Source organism: Pseudomonas fluorescens (assembly GCF_900636825.1).
GTDB lineage: Bacteria > Pseudomonadota > Gammaproteobacteria > Pseudomonadales > Pseudomonadaceae > Aquipseudomonas > Aquipseudomonas fluorescens_BG.
On the sequence record NZ_LR134318.1, the window covers coordinates 5,161,390 to 5,176,785 of the forward strand.

Annotated in this window: 14 protein-coding genes; 9 read left to right on the plus strand and 5 right to left on the minus strand. The window is 60.5% G+C overall.

What is annotated here, in order from left to right:
• Positions 1-126 precede the first annotated feature (126 nt).
• Both EL257_RS23535 and EL257_RS23540 read right to left on the minus strand, forming a co-directional pair.
• On the minus strand, positions 127-1,776 hold the full coding sequence (locus tag EL257_RS23535; RefSeq protein ID WP_126366638.1) for an acyl-CoA dehydrogenase family protein: 1,650 nt from the start codon (positions 1,774-1,776) through the stop codon (positions 127-129).
• 96 nt (positions 1,777-1,872) lie between these two features.
• Positions 1,873-4,227, minus strand: a complete 2,355-nt coding sequence (locus EL257_RS23540) for a hybrid sensor histidine kinase/response regulator (RefSeq protein WP_126366640.1) — start codon at positions 4,225-4,227, stop codon at positions 1,873-1,875.
• A gap of 426 nt (positions 4,228-4,653) precedes the next feature.
• Here EL257_RS23540 and EL257_RS23545 point away from each other — a divergent pair, with 426 nt between their 5' ends.
• From EL257_RS23545 to EL257_RS23560, 4 genes are all read left to right on the plus strand, one after another.
• Complete coding sequence (locus EL257_RS23545) at positions 4,654-5,451, plus strand: hydroxymethylpyrimidine/phosphomethylpyrimidine kinase (RefSeq protein WP_007909650.1); 798 nt, start codon at positions 4,654-4,656, stop codon at positions 5,449-5,451.
• A gap of 18 nt (positions 5,452-5,469) precedes the next feature.
• Entirely contained in the window at positions 5,470-6,093 is a 624-nt protein-coding gene (thiE, locus tag EL257_RS23550) for a thiamine phosphate synthase (RefSeq protein ID WP_126366642.1), read from the plus strand.
• Positions 6,094-6,110: 17 nt separating this feature from the next.
• On the plus strand, positions 6,111-7,394 hold the full coding sequence (hemL, locus tag EL257_RS23555; RefSeq protein ID WP_126366644.1) for a glutamate-1-semialdehyde 2,1-aminomutase: 1,284 nt from the start codon (positions 6,111-6,113) through the stop codon (positions 7,392-7,394).
• Between the two features lie 224 nt (positions 7,395-7,618).
• Positions 7,619-8,173 carry a tetratricopeptide repeat protein gene (locus EL257_RS23560; RefSeq protein WP_126366645.1) on the plus strand — a complete coding sequence of 185 codons (555 nt, stop codon included), beginning with the start codon at positions 7,619-7,621 and terminating at the stop codon, positions 8,171-8,173.
• A gap of 36 nt (positions 8,174-8,209) precedes the next feature.
• Here the strand turns inward: EL257_RS23560 and EL257_RS23565 are convergent, their stop codons facing one another.
• Positions 8,210-8,539 carry a DUF1820 family protein gene (locus tag EL257_RS23565; RefSeq protein ID WP_016773045.1) on the minus strand — a complete coding sequence of 110 codons (330 nt, stop codon included), beginning with the start codon at positions 8,537-8,539 and terminating at the stop codon, positions 8,210-8,212.
• A gap of 132 nt (positions 8,540-8,671) precedes the next feature.
• Between EL257_RS23565 and miaB the strand changes: the two genes are divergently transcribed.
• The 5 genes from miaB (at position 8,672) to lnt (ending at position 14,044) form a co-directional block, all read left to right on the plus strand.
• The gene (gene miaB / locus EL257_RS23570; RefSeq protein WP_126366647.1) at positions 8,672-10,000 is read left to right on the plus strand and encodes a tRNA (N6-isopentenyl adenosine(37)-C2)-methylthiotransferase MiaB; all 1,329 of its coding nucleotides are present in this window, start codon (positions 8,672-8,674) and stop codon (positions 9,998-10,000) included.
• Positions 10,001-10,175: 175 nt separating this feature from the next.
• Positions 10,176-11,174 carry a PhoH family protein gene (locus EL257_RS23575; RefSeq protein WP_126366649.1) on the plus strand — a complete coding sequence of 333 codons (999 nt, stop codon included), beginning with the start codon at positions 10,176-10,178 and terminating at the stop codon, positions 11,172-11,174.
• The gene (gene ybeY / locus EL257_RS23580; protein WP_126366651.1) at positions 11,167-11,661 is read left to right on the plus strand and encodes an rRNA maturation RNase YbeY; all 495 of its coding nucleotides are present in this window, start codon (positions 11,167-11,169) and stop codon (positions 11,659-11,661) included. Before EL257_RS23575 ends, ybeY begins: the two co-directional genes overlap by 8 nt.
• Positions 11,662-11,666: 5 nt before the next feature.
• Positions 11,667-12,506 (plus strand): HlyC/CorC family transporter, encoded by an 840-nt coding sequence (locus EL257_RS23585; RefSeq protein WP_007909641.1) that lies wholly within the window; start codon positions 11,667-11,669, stop codon positions 12,504-12,506.
• Positions 12,507-12,520: 14 nt separating this feature from the next.
• Entirely contained in the window at positions 12,521-14,044 is a 1,524-nt protein-coding gene (lnt, locus tag EL257_RS23590; RefSeq protein WP_126366653.1) for an apolipoprotein N-acyltransferase, read from the plus strand.
• 78 nt (positions 14,045-14,122) lie between these two features.
• Here the strand turns inward: lnt and EL257_RS23595 are convergent, their stop codons facing one another.
• Positions 14,123-14,884 (minus strand): YdcF family protein, encoded by a 762-nt coding sequence (locus EL257_RS23595; protein ID WP_126366655.1) that lies wholly within the window; start codon positions 14,882-14,884, stop codon positions 14,123-14,125.
• A 103-nt stretch (positions 14,885-14,987) separates the two neighbouring features.
• On the minus strand, positions 14,988-15,311 hold the full coding sequence (locus EL257_RS23600) for a hypothetical protein (RefSeq protein WP_126366657.1): 324 nt from the start codon (positions 15,309-15,311) through the stop codon (positions 14,988-14,990).
• Positions 15,312-15,396 lie beyond the last annotated feature (85 nt).

Genomic DNA, 15,396 nt, shown 5'->3' on the forward strand with positions numbered 1-15,396 from the left:
GCACAATATCTGCATCACCTGCGATCCCTGTAGGAGCTGCCGAAGGCTGCGATCTTTTGATCTGATAAACAGCAAGATCAAAAGATCGCAGCCTTCGGCAGCTCCTACACGGGATTTGTGAGAGGGTCAGAAACCTTGCGGGGTTGAGCGGGCGACGAGGGCTTCAATGTCGAGGCCGCGCGGCAACGCACCGTAGACTCGCCCGCCACCGCTCAGACGGCTGGCAATGAACGCGTCACTGACTGCCGAGTTGCCTGCTTCCAGCAATAGTCTGGCCTGCAAACCGAGAGCAATATCTTCGGTCAACTGCCGCGCCCGATATTGAATGTCGCCGGTGTCCTTGAACTGCGCCTGCAACCGTTGAATATGTGCGGCCAAACGCTTGTCGCCATGGCCATCACCCAATTCGCTGAACAGCACATCCAGCACGCCAGGCTCTTTAGACAGTGCGCGCAGCACATCGAGACACTGCACATTGCCCGAACCTTCCCACGTCGAGTTGACCGGCGCTTCGCGGTACAGGCGCGGCAAAATGCTGTCCTCGACATAGCCGGCGCCGCCCATGCATTCGGCGGCTTCGTTGATCATTCCCGGTGCGCGCTTGCAGATCCAGTATTTGCCCACCGCTGTCACCAACCTGGCAAACTGCGCTTCATGCCGATCATTTAGGTGATCCAGCGCCTTGCCCATGCGCAGACTCAGGGCCAACGCGGCTTCGCTTTCCAACGCCAGATCGGCCAATACGTTTTGCATCAACGGCTGCTCGCTGAGCAGTTTGCCGCCGACCTTGCGGTGCGCGCAGTGGTGGCTGGCCTGGGTCAGCGCCTGGCGCATCAGCGCGCTGGAACCGACCATGCAATCGAAGCGGGTCATCGCGACCATCTCGATAATCGTCGGCACGCCGCGCCCTTCTTCGCCGACCATCCACGCCAGCGCGCCGCGGAACTCCACTTCGCTGGAGGCGTTGGACTGGTTGCCGAGCTTGTTTTTCAGGCGCTGGATGTAGAACTGATTGCGTGTGTCATCCGGGCGATGGCGCGGCAGCAGAAAGCAGCTCAAGCCCTTGTCGGTCTGCGCCAGGGTGAGAAAGGCATCGCACATCGGCGCCGAACAGAACCACTTGTGCCCAACCAGCTCATAAGCCTGACCGGGGCCACTGGCGCCGACCGGATAAGCCTTGGTGGTGTTGGCGCGCACGTCGGTGCCGCCCTGCTTCTCGGTCATGGCCATGCCGATGGTCACGCCAGCCTTGTGCGCCATGCCGACGTTGCGCGGATCGTACTGAGTGGCGAGGACTTTCGGCAGCCACTGTTCGGCCAACTCCGGCTGCAAACGCAGGGCTGGCACGCTGGCGAACGTCATCGTCAGCGGACAACCGCTACCGGCCTCGGCCTGGCTGTGCAGATAGGTCATCGACGCGCGGGCAACATGCGCGCCGTCCTGCGGTTGTGCCCACGGCAGCGAAGTCAGGCCGTGTTCGATCGCGGTGCGCATCAGCTCGTGATAAGCCGGGTGAAACTCGACCAGATCGATGCGATGGCCATAGCGGTCGTGGCTGGCGAACGTCGGTTTGTTCTGGTTGGCGAGAAACCCCTCCTCCATCAACGGCCCACCGGCCAAAGCCCCGTAAGCATCAATTCGCGACTCGGCCCAACCGGCACCAAAGCGCCGCGACCATTCCTGCAGCGGCAAGTCGATGCGGTACAGGTTGGTGCCGTCCAGTGACGGTGGCTGGTTACTGACTTCGTGGGTTTCGGCGAACTGATGCAGGTTCATGACGGGGCTCCTTGAATCAACCGGAGAACCAGTTAAGCACCGGCCCACGGTTGATCAAAGTGTCATAGGCGCCGATTTTGCGGCGCTTTTACCCTATCAGCAGGCGAGGACTCGCCGTTCCAGCGCGGACTGAAGATCTTCGAATTTCACTGGCTTGTTCAGATAATCAACGGCGATGCCAGGGGCGCCGAGCTCTCGATCGCCGGTCAACGCCAGCATGAACACTGGCAGATTGGCGCACCCCGGCAACGCGTGGATCTGGCAACACAGCGACGCACCTTCATGGCTCGGCAGCTGGCAATCGATCAGCACCGCGTCAACGGTTTCTCGGCACAGACAGTCAAGCGCCGCCGCGCCGTTGTCAGCGGTGCGCACGCGGAACCCCAGTTTGAGCAACATGCCGCGCATCACCAGTTGATTGACGCTGTTGTCGTCCACCAGCAACACCGTGCAATCCTGCGGTGCGCGCGCGATGTCACGGCTCGGCGCCGGGCCGGGCGCAGTTTCAGTAGCCGGCAGTTCGAACTCGACATCGAGCTGGAAACGACTGCCATGCCCCGGCTCTGAGCGATGGGTCAGTTTGCCGCCGAGCAATTCCACCAACTGTCGGCAAATCGCCAGGCCCACGCCCAGACCGCCGTACTCGCGCGTCATCGAACCGTCGAGCTGGAAGAACCGCTGATACATCGTCGCTTCGCCAAGATCGGTAAAGCCGATGCCGGTGTCGATCACTGCAAAGGACAGCGCCAGCCGATTGCCGGTCGACGGTTTGCCGGTGACGCGCAAAGCGAGGCCGCCGACGCGAGTGAATTTGATCGCGTTGTCGAGCAGGCATTCCAGACATTGCGCGAGTTTGCCGCTGTCGCCGTACAAGCGATCCGGCAGGGTTGGCAGCACGTCGACCTTGAAGTCCAGCGACTTGCTCGCCGCGTTGCCGTCGAACTGCACGCGTAACGCCTCGACCACCGCCCGCAGGCTGAAACTGCCCGGCGCGTCCTTGAGCTTGCCGGCCTGCAGTTCGGTGAGGGTGAGAATGCCATTGACCATGCGCATCATGTCGCGGGCGGAACCGGCGGCGGTCTGGTGGTACTGCTCCAGTTCGGGATCCAGCTCGACGGTCTGCATCAGCTCCAGAGAACCGATCACACCGTTCATGGGCGTGCGCAATTCATGGGTCAGGGTCGCGAGGAACTCGTCTTTGAGTTTGTTGCTGTGCGCCAATTGCTGGTTGAGCACCTCGAGTTTCTGCCCGGCATCGTAGAGCGTCTGCGCCTGCTGTTCGCGCATCGCATTGATGCGGTCGGCCAGCGCCAGCGACAACAGCGCCACTTCAATCGCCGAACCGATCTGGCTGGCGTACATGGTCAGGAACACGTTCGGCAACAGGCCCAGCACCATCAGCGTATTGACGATGCCGCCGAGCAAGAACGCCGACCAGGCAATGATGAAATAACGCGCGACGCGCAAGCCGCGCCACCAGGCCTGAATCCCGGCGGCAAAAATCACCACGGTGAAGGTCAGGGCGAGCGTCGTCGCCAGGCGCAGGGCCAGGGCGTAACTGGTCATCAGCGACAGGCCGATCACCAGCGCACTGAACACGATCAGGCCGATCAGCAAACGATCCAGCCAGCGGCTGTGGGTTTTCGTCTGCAGGAAACTACGGGCGAACTGGCTGCCGAACAGGCCGGCGCAACCGATGAAAAACGGCGTTGCGGCGTTGGCCCACCACGGGTTGTCGGGCCAGAAATATTCAACTGCCGCACCGTTGACCGACAGTTGATAAAGGCCGAACGAGCCAATGTAAAAGATGTAATAGAGGTAGCTGGTGTCGCGCACGCTCAGATAGATGAACAGGTTGTAGACCAGCATCCCCAACAACACGCCGTAGATGATGCCGAGCACATACAGGCGCACGGGTTGATCTTCAAGGTACGCGGTACTCGACCATAAGGTCACCGGTGCCTGGATCGAGCCTTGACTGGCCAGACGCAGGTAGATGGTTTGTCGTTGGTCCGGGTCGAAGGGCAGATCGAACAAGTAGTTGTTCTGGCGGATTTCGCGGCTGGCGAACGGCCAGGCATCGCCGGTCTGGCGGGCGAGGCGGTAATTGCCGTCGGCATCGGCCAGGTACAGGTCGAGATGATCGAGCGGCGGGTACGCGAGTTCCAGCAGCCAGGTGCGCTGGGCGGCGGGATTGCTCGGGCGATAATGCAGGTCGATCTTCAGCCAGAACGCCGAGCGTGAATAACCGGCATTCAGCGTGGCTTTATCGTGAGCCTGGAAGTGACCTGCGGCGGCTTGCGCACGTACATCGGCAATGCTCGCCTGACCGCTCGGGTCTTCGAACACTTGCAGCGATCGGCCCAGCGGCAGGCTCTGAGTGAATTCGTCGAACTCGACGGCGCTCGCCATGAGGGGCAAGCAGAACAGCAACATCAGCAAATAGCGCATTGAAGCCCCAGCGTGGCTCGTCCGGTTGTGTCAGGAAGCCCCCCATTCCTTTTGAGTAGACGTAAACCGGTATTACCTGTGATTGTTTGGATCCAGCCTAGCATAGCCGTTGATGGCCATTGAGCACCATGGAAATTTTTCCTACAAGGGCTCTAGAACGGGCGTTCCAGAGCAAAGCACCGAGCTAGAGCTGTTGGATCGGTCAGGTTGGGCTTTTGTGGCGAGGGAGCTTGCTCCCGCTGGGCTGCGAAGCGGTCCCATTCGTTTTATAACGCCCACACTACACGTACAGGTCTTGCGACTGCTGCGCAGCCGAGCGGGAGCAAGCCCCCTCGCCACAAGGATAGGCGCAGTGTCGGACAATCTTCTGGTTAACGCTTTCAGGACTGAACCCGCAAATCAGCTTTGGTGGTAAGCTCGCGCACCATGAATATCTACAGCTCCCGCCCCGTTGTCCTCTGTCTCTCCGGCCACGACCCCAGTGGTGGCGCCGGCTTGCAGGCAGATATCGAAGCCCTGCTCGCGCAGGGTTGCCATGCGGCTCCGGCCGTCACCGCCCTGACCGTGCAAGACACCGTCAACGTCACCGATTTCCGCGTCCTCGACCGTGAGTGGGTGTTGGCTCAGGCCAACGCCGTGCTCAACGACTCCGAAGTCGCAGCGGTGAAACTGGGCATGCTCGGTTCGCTGGAGATGGTCGACACTGTTGTCGAACTGCTGTCCGCGCACCCGCATTTGCCGGTGGTCTGCGACCCGGTGCTGCGCGCCGGTGGCGGCGGACGCCTGGGCAAAGATGAAGTCGGTTATGCGATGCGCGAGCGTTTGCTGCCATTGTCGATCATCGCCACCCCTAACCTGCCTGAAGCACGCATTCTCGCTGAACTGCCCGAAGGCACCGCGGACGAGTGCGCGGAAAAACTCCTGCCTTTCGTCAAGAACCTGCTGATCACCGGCGGCCATGGCGACGAAACTGAAATCCACAACCGCGTGTACAGCCGCGATGGTCTGCGTGAAACCTTTATCTGTCAGCGTCTGCCGGGTAGCTATCACGGCTCCGGTTGCACACTGGCCAGCGCTTTGGCCGGGCGTCTGGCACAAGGTGAACACTTGGCCAGCGCGGTGCGCAGTGCATTGGATTACACCTGGCGCACCCTGCGCGATGCCGAACAACTGGGCAAAGGCCAGTTTGTTCCGCGTCGCCTGCCGCTGGATTTCTGCTCGTAACGTCGTGAGGTCTGCCCGATGAAACTACGTGGCCTGTATGCCATTACCGACAGCGAACTGCTGGCCGGCAAGTTTCTGTCTTATGTGGAGGCGGCGCTGGAAGGCGGCGTCACCCTGCTGCAATACCGCGACAAAAGCAGCGATGAGGCCCGCCGTCTGCGCGAGGCCGAAGCGCTGCGCAACCTGTGCGAGCGCTATAGAACGCAGTTGATCATCAACGATGACGCCGAACTGGCCGCACGCCTCAACGTTGGCGTGCATCTGGGGCAGACGGACGGCCCGTTGTCGCCGACCCGCGCCCTGCTCGGCTCGAAAGCGATCATCGGCTCCACCTGCCATGCGCAAGTCACCCTCGCCGAACAAGCCGCCAGAGAAGGCGCGAGCTACGTCGCTTTCGGCCGCTTCTTCAATTCCAATACCAAGCCCGGCGCGCCGACGTGCAGTCTGGATCTGCTCGACGAAGCCAGGCAAAAGCTGCACTTGCCGATCTGCGCGATTGGCGGCATTACCCTCGATAACGCCGCACCACTGGTGGCCCATGGGGTCGATCTGCTCGCGGTGGTCCACGGCTTGTTTGGTGCCGACAGCACCGCCGAAGTGACCCGCCGCGCCCGCGCGTTCAACGAATTGTTCAAATCCTGAAGATTGAGAGCCCGATCATGTCTCGTTCCGAAACCCTGTTTGCCAACGCCCAGAAACACATTCCCGGTGGCGTGAACTCGCCAGTGCGCGCGTTCAAGAGCGTTGGCGGCACGCCGCTGTTTTTCAAGCACGCCGAAGGCGCCTACGTCACTGACGAAGACGACAAGCGTTATGTCGATTACGTGGGTTCGTGGGGCCCGATGATCCTCGGCCATAGCCATCCTGACGTGCTGGATGCCGTGCGCAATCAATTGCAACACGGCCTGTCGTACGGCGCGCCGACCGCGATGGAAACCGAGATGGCCGATCTGGTCTGCTCGCTGGTGCCATCGATGGACATGGTGCGCATGGTCAGCTCCGGGACCGAAGCGACCATGAGTGCGATCCGTCTGGCCCGTGGTTACACCGGCCGCGACAGCATCATCAAATTCGAAGGCTGCTACCACGGCCACTCCGACAGTCTGCTGGTCAAGGCCGGTTCGGGCGCCCTGACCCAAGGCGTACCGAGTTCGGCCGGTGTGCCAGCGGCGTTCGCCAAACACACGCTGACGTTGCCGTTCAACGACATCGACGCGGTCGAACAGATGCTCGCCGAAGTGGGTCAGGACGTGGCGTGCATCATTGTTGAACCGGTGGCCGGCAACATGAACTGCGTGCCGCCGGCGCCTGGCTTCCTCGAAGGCTTGCGTTCGCTGTGCGACAAACATGGCGTGGTGTTGATTTTCGACGAAGTGATGACCGGTTTCCGCGTCGCCCTCGGCGGTGCCCAGGCTCACTACGGGGTCAATCCTGACCTGACCACGTTCGGCAAGATCATCGGCGGCGGCATGCCGGTCGGCTGTTTCGGCGGCAAGCGCGAGATCATGCAGCGCATCGCGCCGCTGGGCCCGGTGTATCAGGCCGGCACGCTCTCGGGTAACCCGCTGGCCATGGCCGCTGGCTTGACCACCCTGCGCCTGATCAGCCGTCCGGGTTTCCACGCCGAGCTGACCGACTACACCACCCGCCTGCTCGACGGTCTGCAACAACGCGCCGATGCCGCGGGCATTCCGTTCGTGACCACTCAGGCGGGCGGCATGTTCGGTCTGTACTTCAGCGGCGCCGACGACATCGTCACTTTCGACGATGTGATGGCCAGCGACGCTGCGTTGTTCGGGCGCTTCTTCCACTTGATGCTGGAAGGTGGCGTGTACCTGGCACCGAGCGCTTTCGAAGCAGGTTTCACCTCGATCGCCCACGGTGATGCCGAGTTGAAATTGACGCTGGACGCTGCCGAGCGCGCCTTCGCTGCATTGAAGTAATCGCCCCACCGCTGACGTTGGCTATCGCCAGCGTCAGCATTCGCCTATATTCCCGCGGTTTTTCCCACGCATTCGCCAAAATCCTGCGCAAAGTGGGCGCTATATTCCCCGCGCAGCAGAAAAACGAGTAAAGACTTTGTAAGGTTGGCCCTGCTTATTTCATAATGCGCGCTTATTGGATCCCTCGACGGGTCCGCGTGCCCTTCAGAGGTAAGTCGATTCCCATGAACCGCACCGGCCGCATCCTTGCCTTGGGCTGCCTGTTGCTCCTTCAGCCCCTGCTCGCGCATGCACAAGCAGGCGGCAACTCGTTGTTGATCCCGGCGATGGGTCGTTGCACCCTCAATACTCAGCCGCAAGACGTCACGCAGGCACTGGCCGCCTGCCAGAAAGCGGCGGACGAAGGGGATGCGCAAGCGCAATACGAGTTGGGTGAGTTCTACTACGACGGCAAGAATGCGCCGCGCGACCTCAATCAAGCCCTGAGCTATTTCGAAAAAGCCTCGCTGCAAGGCCATGCGCAGGCGCAATTCAAACTCGGCACGATGTTCTTCCACGGCGAAGGCGTACAAGCCAATAATATTCAGGCGTACATCGTGCTGAAGATGGCCGCGGTCAACGGCGCCGAAGACGCACTGGACACCGCCGACGAAGTCTCCGAGACGATGTCCCGCGAAGACCTCGAAACCGCGACTCAAGTGCTCGGGCAGATTTTCCGCAAATACTTGATGGAACTGCAGAGCGCCGATGGGCGTACGCCGTTCTCGCCACTGCCCTGATTGCTTGTAGCGATGGGCGCGAATCGGTCTTGAGGCTTACTTCTCAGGCATCGGCATCGGGAACGGCATCACATTGCCGACCGCGCCGCGGGCTTCGCTGATTTTTGGTGTACCCAGACGTTCCACTTCGTCGATACGCACAATCGAGTGCATCGGCACAAAGCTGCGCACCACGCCTTCGAACTGCGCCTTGAGCTTTTCTTCGCTCGGATCAACGACCATTTGCGTGCGCTCGCCAAAGACGAATTCTTCCACTTCCAGGAAACCCCACAGATCACTTTGATAGATCTGCTTGGCGTACATTTCGAACACCTGTCCCTGGTTGAGGAAAATCACCTTGTAGATTGGAGCTTCGCGTTTGGTCATGGCGGGCGGATAACATCGGGGTAAAAATGAGGGCGCGAACTATAGCATAGCCATCGGACGCGCAGCGGTAGGAACCTGAGGGCTTGTTCCCTATAATGCGCGGTTCTTTGAATCACGTGATGACTCTATTCCATGGCCAAGAAGCTCTATATCGAAACCCACGGTTGCCAGATGAACGAGTACGACAGCTCGCGCATGGTCGATCTGCTGGGCGAACATCAGGCCCTGGAAGTCACCGCCCGCGCCGAAGATGCCGACGTGATTCTGCTCAATACCTGCTCGATCCGCGAGCGGGCCCAGGATCGCGTGTATTCGCAACTGGGTCGCTGGCGCGAACTGAAACTGGCCAACCCGGAAATGGTGATTGCCGTCGGCGGTTGCGTCGCCAGTCAGGAAGGCGCGGCGATCCGTGATCGCGCGCCGTACGTCGACGTAGTCTTCGGCCCGCAGACCCTGCACCGCCTGCCGGAAATGATCGACGCCGCACGCATCACCAGGCTGCCGCAAGTTGACGTCTCGTTTCCGGAAATCGAAAAGTTCGACCACTTGCCTGAACCGCGCATCGACGGCCCGAGCGCGTACGTGTCGGTAATGGAAGGTTGCAGCAAGTACTGCACGTTCTGCGTGGTGCCTTATACCCGCGGCGAAGAAGTCAGCCGGCCATTCGACGACGTGATCGCCGAAGTCATCCATCTCGCCGAAAACGGCGTGCGTGAAGTGACCTTGCTCGGGCAGAACGTCAACGGCTATCGCGGCACCACCCACGACGGTCGCCTCGCGGATCTGGCGGAATTGATCCGCGTCGTGGCGGCAATCGATGGCATCGACCGCATTCGCTACACCACTTCGCACCCGCTGGAATTCTCGGACAGCCTGATCCAGGCTCACGCCGACGTCCCGGAACTGGTCAAGCACCTGCATTTGCCGGTGCAATCGGGTTCTGACCGAATTCTCGCAGCGATGAAGCGCAACCACACGGCGCTCGAGTACAAATCCAAGCTGCGCAAACTGCGCGCCGCGGTGCCGGGGATCTGCATCAGCTCGGACTTCATTGTCGGCTTCCCCGGCGAGACCGAGAAAGACTTCGAACAGACCATGAAGCTGATTGCCGACGTCGGCTTCGACTTCTCCTACTCGTTCGTCTACAGCCAGCGCCCGGGCACCCCGGCCGCGGACCTTGCCGACGACACGCCGGAAGAATTGAAAAAAGAGCGACTGAACGCGCTGCAACATCGCTTGAATCAGCAGGGATTCGAGATCAGCCGACAAATGGTCGGTTCGATCCAGCGCATCCTCGTCACCGATTACTCGAAGAAAGACCCTGGCGAACTGCAGGGGCGCACCGAGAACAACCGTATCGTCAATTTCCGCTGCGACAATCCAACGCTGATCGGCCAGTTCGCCGACGTGCACATCGATGCGGCGCAACCGCACTCGCTGCGTGGCTCGCTGATTCAATAAATGAAAAGATCGCAGCCTTCGGCAGCTCCTACAAGTTCACTTTCCGCTGTAGGAGCTGCCGAAGGCTGCGATCTTGACGGTCACGACGTCAGGAATATTTAAGAGCTTTCGCACCCACGCCTCTGGCGTTATCCTTGATTTCATCTCAATTGCCCCAGGGCGGCTAAATACGACCTTGAACGCACCCATAGAACCACATCGTTTTATCCTCGAGCCGTTTGAGGCTCGCCGCTTCGCCAATCTGTGCGGGCAATTCGACGAGCATCTGCGCTTGATCGAACAGCGCCTGGCCATCGAGATCCGCAATCGCGGAAACCAGTTCGAGCTGATCGGCGACCCCAAACTCACCACGTCTGCGGAAAACCTGCTGCGCCGCCTGTACCGGGAAACCAAAGGTACCGAGCTGTCGCCGGACATGGTCCACCTGTTCCTGCAGGAATCGGCTGGCGAAGACCTCGACAACCCCGCCCCCGCCGAACCAACCGTAGCCCTGCGCACGAAAAAAGGCATGATTCGCCCACGCGGCTTGAATCAGCAGCGCTACGTGAAGGAAATCCTCGGCAACGACATCAACTTCGGCATCGGTCCGGCCGGTACCGGCAAGACCTACCTGGCCGTGGCATGTGCGGTCGATGCCCTTGAGCGCGAGCAGATCCGCCGCATCCTGCTGGTGCGTCCAGCGGTTGAAGCGGGTGAGAAACTCGGCTTTCTGCCAGGCGACTTGTCACAGAAGATCGACCCGTACCTGCGCCCGCTGTACGACGCGCTGTACGAGATGCTCGGCTTCGAATATGTGGCCAAGCTGATCGAACGTCAGGTGATCGAAGTTGCGCCACTGGCCTACATGCGCGGGCGCACACTGAACAACAGCTTCATCATTCTCGACGAAAGCCAGAACACTACCGTCGAACAGATGAAGATGTTCCTCACGCGGATCGGTTTTGGCTCCACTGCGGTGATCACCGGTGACATCACGCAGGTCGACCTGCCGCGTGGCACCAAGTCCGGTTTGCACCATGTGATCGAAGTGCTCAAAGACGTGCCGGGCATCAGCTTCACGCATTTCCAGCCCAAAGACGTGGTGCGCCATCCTTTGGTGCAGCGGATTGTCGAAGCGTACGAGCGCTTTGAAAGCCGCGCCGATGCACCCAAGGATACCCCGCGCGATGCTTGAGCTAGACCTGCAGGTTGCTACCGAAGCGTCCGCGCCCGCTGAGGCCGATTTTCGCCGGTGGTGTGAACTGGCGCTGCGCCAACGCACCGCCGATTCGGAAATGACCATTCGACTGGTCGACGAAGAAGAAGGCCGCGAGCTGAATCACACCTGGCGCCACAAGGATTACGCGACTAACGTCCTGTCATTCCCCGCCGAAGTGCCCGATGAGTTTCTCGATATCCCATTGCTCGGCGATCTGGTGATCTGCGTGGCCGTGGTTGAGCGCGAAGCCGCCGAACAAGGCAAGGAACTAAAGGCCCACTGGGCACATCTGGTCATTCACGGCTGCTTGCATCTGCTCGGTTATGACCATATAGATGACGACGAAGCCGAGGAAATGGAAGCGCTGGAACGCGAGTTGCTTGCCGAACTGGGCTATCCCGATCCGTACGCGGACGACGACACCGAACCATCCCCTATCGTTACAACAAAGGATTCAGAGTAATCGCTATGAGCGAAGATCGATCGAGCAACGGGCAGAAGTCATGGCTGGGTAAACTGACCCAGGCTTTTGCCCACGAGCCGAAGAACCGTCAGGAGCTCCTCGAGCTGCTGCGTGATGCACATCAGAACAAACTGCTGGACAGCGAAGCGCTGGCCATCGTCGAAGGCGCCATTCAGGTGGCTGACCTGCAAGTACGCGACATCATGGTGCCGCGTTCGCAGATGATCAGCATCAAGGCAACCCAGACACCCCGTGAATTCCTCCCGGCCGTGGTCGATTCGGCCCACTCGCGCTATCCGGTCATCGGCGAAAGCCATGACGACGTCATGGGCGTGCTGCTGGCCAAGGATCTGCTGCCGCTGATCCTCAAGGAGAACGGCGACAGCTTCAACATCAAGGATCTGCTGCGCCCGGCCACGTTCGTGCCGGAGTCCAAGCGCCTGAACGTATTGCTGCGTGAGTTCCGCGCCAACCATAACCACATGGCCATCGTCATCGACGAATACGGCGGTGTGGCCGGCCTGGTGACCATTGAAGACGTGCTGGAACAGATCGTTGGCGACATCGAAGACGAGCACGACGTCGAAGAAGACAGCTACATCAAGCCGCTGCCAAGTGGCGACTTCCTGATCAAGGCGCTGACGCCGATCGAGAACTTCAACGAGTTCTTCGACAGCGAATTTTCCGACGACGAGTTCGATACTGTCGGCGGTCTGGTGATGAGCGCGTTCGGGCACTTGCCAAAGCGCAACGAAATCACTGAAATCGGCGCCTATCGTTTCCGCATCCTGAACGCCGACAGCCGTCGGATTCACTTGCTGCGACTGACACCTATCGCCCGGTAAATTTAAGGACTGAAATGCGCTGGACAACCCGCCCCGGCTGGCCCGGTAACCTGCTGGCCGTGGCGGCCGGTGCAATCACCACGTTCGCTCTGGCACCTTTCAACATCTGGCCGCTGGCTTTGCTGGCGGTCGGCTTGTTCTATGCCGGTTTGCGTGAGCTGAGTCCGCGCCAGGCGCTGGGCCGTGGCTGGTGTTTCGGTTTCGGGCTGTTTGGCGCCGGCACCAGCTGGATCTATTACAGCATTCATCACTTCGGCGGCGCTTCGGTGCTGCTGGCCGGTTTCCTGATGCTGCTGTTTACCGCAGCAATTGCCTGGTTCTTTGCCCTGCCCGCGTGGCTCTGGGCGCGCTGGTTGCGCCGCAACGAAGCGCCGCTGGCCGATGCCCTCGCCTTCGCCGCGCTGTGGGTCGCGCAGGAAATGTTTCGCGGCTGGTTCCTCACCGGGTTCCCTTGGCTGTATTCCGGTTACAGCCAGCTCGACGGCCCGTTGGCCGGGCTCGCCCCGGTCGGCGGTATGTGGCTGGTCTCGTTCGTGCTCGCGTTGACCGCTGCGCTGATCTACAACGCGCCGCGCCTTTTGCAAACACGCCGCACAGGTTTTGTCGTCGCCGGCCTGGTGCTGTTGATCGGGCCGTGGGCGGCGGGTATCGCGCTCAAGGGCCACGCCTGGACCAGCCCTTCGGGCGCGCCGCTGAGCGTGGCGGCGATTCAGGGCAACGTTGCGCAAAGCATGAAATGGGATCCGGCCGAACTCAACGCGCAGCTCGCGTTGTACCGCGATTTGAGTTTCCGTTCCAAACCGGTCGATCTGCTGATCTGGCCGGAAACTGCCGTGCCGGTGCTCAAGGAGTCCGCCGAAGGTTACCTGCGCATGATGGGCAACTTCGCTGCCGAGCGTAAATCGGCGCTGATCACCGGCGTGCCGATCCGCCAGACCGTGCATCAGGAACGGCGCTTCTTCAACGGCATTACCGTGGTCGGCGAAGGCGATGGGACTTATCTCAAGCAGAAACTGGTGCCATTCGGCGAATACGTGCCGCTGCAGGACATCCTGCGCGGATTGATCGCGTTCTTCGACTTGCCGATGTCCGACTTCGCCCGAGGCCCCGCCGATCAGGCACTGCTGCAAGCCAAGGGTTATCAGATTGCGCCGTTCATCTGCTACGAGGTGGTGTATCCCGACTTCGCCGCCGGTCTGTCGGCGCGCAGTGATTTGCTGCTGACGATCAGTAACGACACTTGGTTCGGCACCTCGATTGGCCCGCTGCAGCATCTGCAAATGGCGCAGATGCGTGCGCTTGAAGCCGGTCGCTGGATGATTCGCGCGACCAACAACGGCGTCACCGGGCTGATCAACCCCTATGGGCAGATTACCGAGCAGATTCCGCAATTCGAACAGGGGGTCTTGTACGGTGAGGTGGTGCCGATGCACAACCTGACGCCGTATCTGCAATGGCGTTCGTGGCCGCTGATGATTGTCTGCTTGCTGCTGTTTGGCTGGGCGCTGATGGCGAGCCGGATGTCGAAAACCCTTTAGAAGCAAAAGATCGCAGCCTTCGGCAGCTCCTACACGGCGAATCTGTAGGAGCTGCCGCAGGCTCCGATCTTTTGATCTTCAACGGTAAAACAGCGAATACCCCACCTGCCCCACCGCTTCATTGAGCAATTGCCCGCTCTGCCAGATGGATTTGAACTCCGGCAACCAGCCACCAAACGGTCTCGCATTATCAGTGCCCAAAAAGCCCACCGGCGCCGGCACCACTTCTAACCCCGCCTGCTGAAAACTCCAGACCGAGCGCGGCATGTGCCACGCCTGCGTTACCACGACGACGCGTTTGATCCCCTGCGGCAACAATATATCGGCGCTGAATTTGGCGTTTTCCCACGTGGTCCGGCTCTCGCCTTCCTGCCAGCGCACCATCACGCCGAAATCGTCGCGCAATGAATCCGCCATCAGCTTGGCCTCGGTCGGCGGCGTGCCGTAATGCAGGCCTCCGCTGGTCAGAATCGGCAAGCCGGAAGCCTTCGCCAGTCGCGCTGCGTATCGCTGACGCTCAAGGCCTACGCCGGTAGGCTGATCATCGCCCCACGCCAGATCTCCGCGTTCGCGCCCCGAGCCCAGCACCACAATTGCGTCGGCGCGTTGTGCCAGCGTCGCCCATTCCTCGCGGGCCAGCGGCGCCTCGCGCTCCAGAGCCTTGGCGCTCCATTGCACGACCACCGGCAAGCTCATCAGCCAGAACCCGCCCAGGCCCACGGCAAAACACACGCGGGCCAGGCGCGGCCGCGAACGGCGCAGCCACCATGCGGCCAGCAACAGCAGCAAAAGAATGCCCGGCGGCAATAAAAGTTGTTTGATGAAATATCGAAAGGGCATCGGGCATCTCCACAGATGCCCGAAGCCTAAGAGTGTTAATCAAGGGTTACAACCAATAGGCGGGATCCTGTTGAAAAAGATCCGGTTCATGACCTGCCATGCGTTACTTGGCCTGCACAGAGCGGAACTTGCCGGTGTCTCTGCGCGGCGCCTTGTCCTTGAGCCAGATGACCTTGGCCGAATGCGCTGCATCGAGCTGCTTCACGGCTTGTGACAGGCAGCCCTGCGTTTCACGTTCACTGCGATCCAGATAGGCCTTGACCAGTTTGAACTCGGCGGGGCTCAAGCCACGCAATTCCAGTTCCAGGGGGCGCTCGTCGCGCAGCCGGTCAGCGGTTTTTACAGCGTCCAGAGCCATGCCCAGACGATCGATCAACCTTTCGTACAACTCGGGTTTAGTCACGTTTTTTTTCCGTTGCTCCACCATCCCTCACCTCATTGAAGATAAGACCCACTCCCCAATAAGAGCTTAGCTTCGCTGCACAAACCGGCGATACGCCGCGACCAACGGC

Coding starts and splice junctions, on each gene's coding strand:
- EL257_RS23535 (WP_126366638.1), bottom strand. CDS start 1,776: ATGAACCTGCATCAGTTCGCCGAAACCCACGAAGTCAGTAACCAGCCA.
- EL257_RS23540 (WP_126366640.1), bottom strand. CDS start 4,227: ATGCGCTATTTGCTGATGTTGCTGTTCTGCTTGCCCCTCATGGCGAGC.
- EL257_RS23545 (WP_007909650.1), top strand. CDS start 4,654: ATGAATATCTACAGCTCCCGCCCCGTTGTCCTCTGTCTCTCCGGCCAC.
- thiE (WP_126366642.1), top strand. CDS start 5,470: ATGAAACTACGTGGCCTGTATGCCATTACCGACAGCGAACTGCTGGCC.
- hemL (WP_126366644.1), top strand. CDS start 6,111: ATGTCTCGTTCCGAAACCCTGTTTGCCAACGCCCAGAAACACATTCCC.
- EL257_RS23560 (WP_126366645.1), top strand. CDS start 7,619: ATGAACCGCACCGGCCGCATCCTTGCCTTGGGCTGCCTGTTGCTCCTT.
- EL257_RS23565 (WP_016773045.1), bottom strand. CDS start 8,539: ATGACCAAACGCGAAGCTCCAATCTACAAGGTGATTTTCCTCAACCAG.
- miaB (WP_126366647.1), top strand. CDS start 8,672: ATGGCCAAGAAGCTCTATATCGAAACCCACGGTTGCCAGATGAACGAG.
- ybeY (WP_126366651.1), top strand. CDS start 11,167: ATGCTTGAGCTAGACCTGCAGGTTGCTACCGAAGCGTCCGCGCCCGCT.
- EL257_RS23585 (WP_007909641.1), top strand. CDS start 11,667: ATGAGCGAAGATCGATCGAGCAACGGGCAGAAGTCATGGCTGGGTAAA.
- lnt (WP_126366653.1), top strand. CDS start 12,521: ATGCGCTGGACAACCCGCCCCGGCTGGCCCGGTAACCTGCTGGCCGTG.
- EL257_RS23595 (WP_126366655.1), bottom strand. CDS start 14,884: ATGCCCTTTCGATATTTCATCAAACAACTTTTATTGCCGCCGGGCATT.
- EL257_RS23600 (WP_126366657.1), bottom strand. CDS start 15,311: ATGGTGGAGCAACGGAAAAAAAACGTGACTAAACCCGAGTTGTACGAA.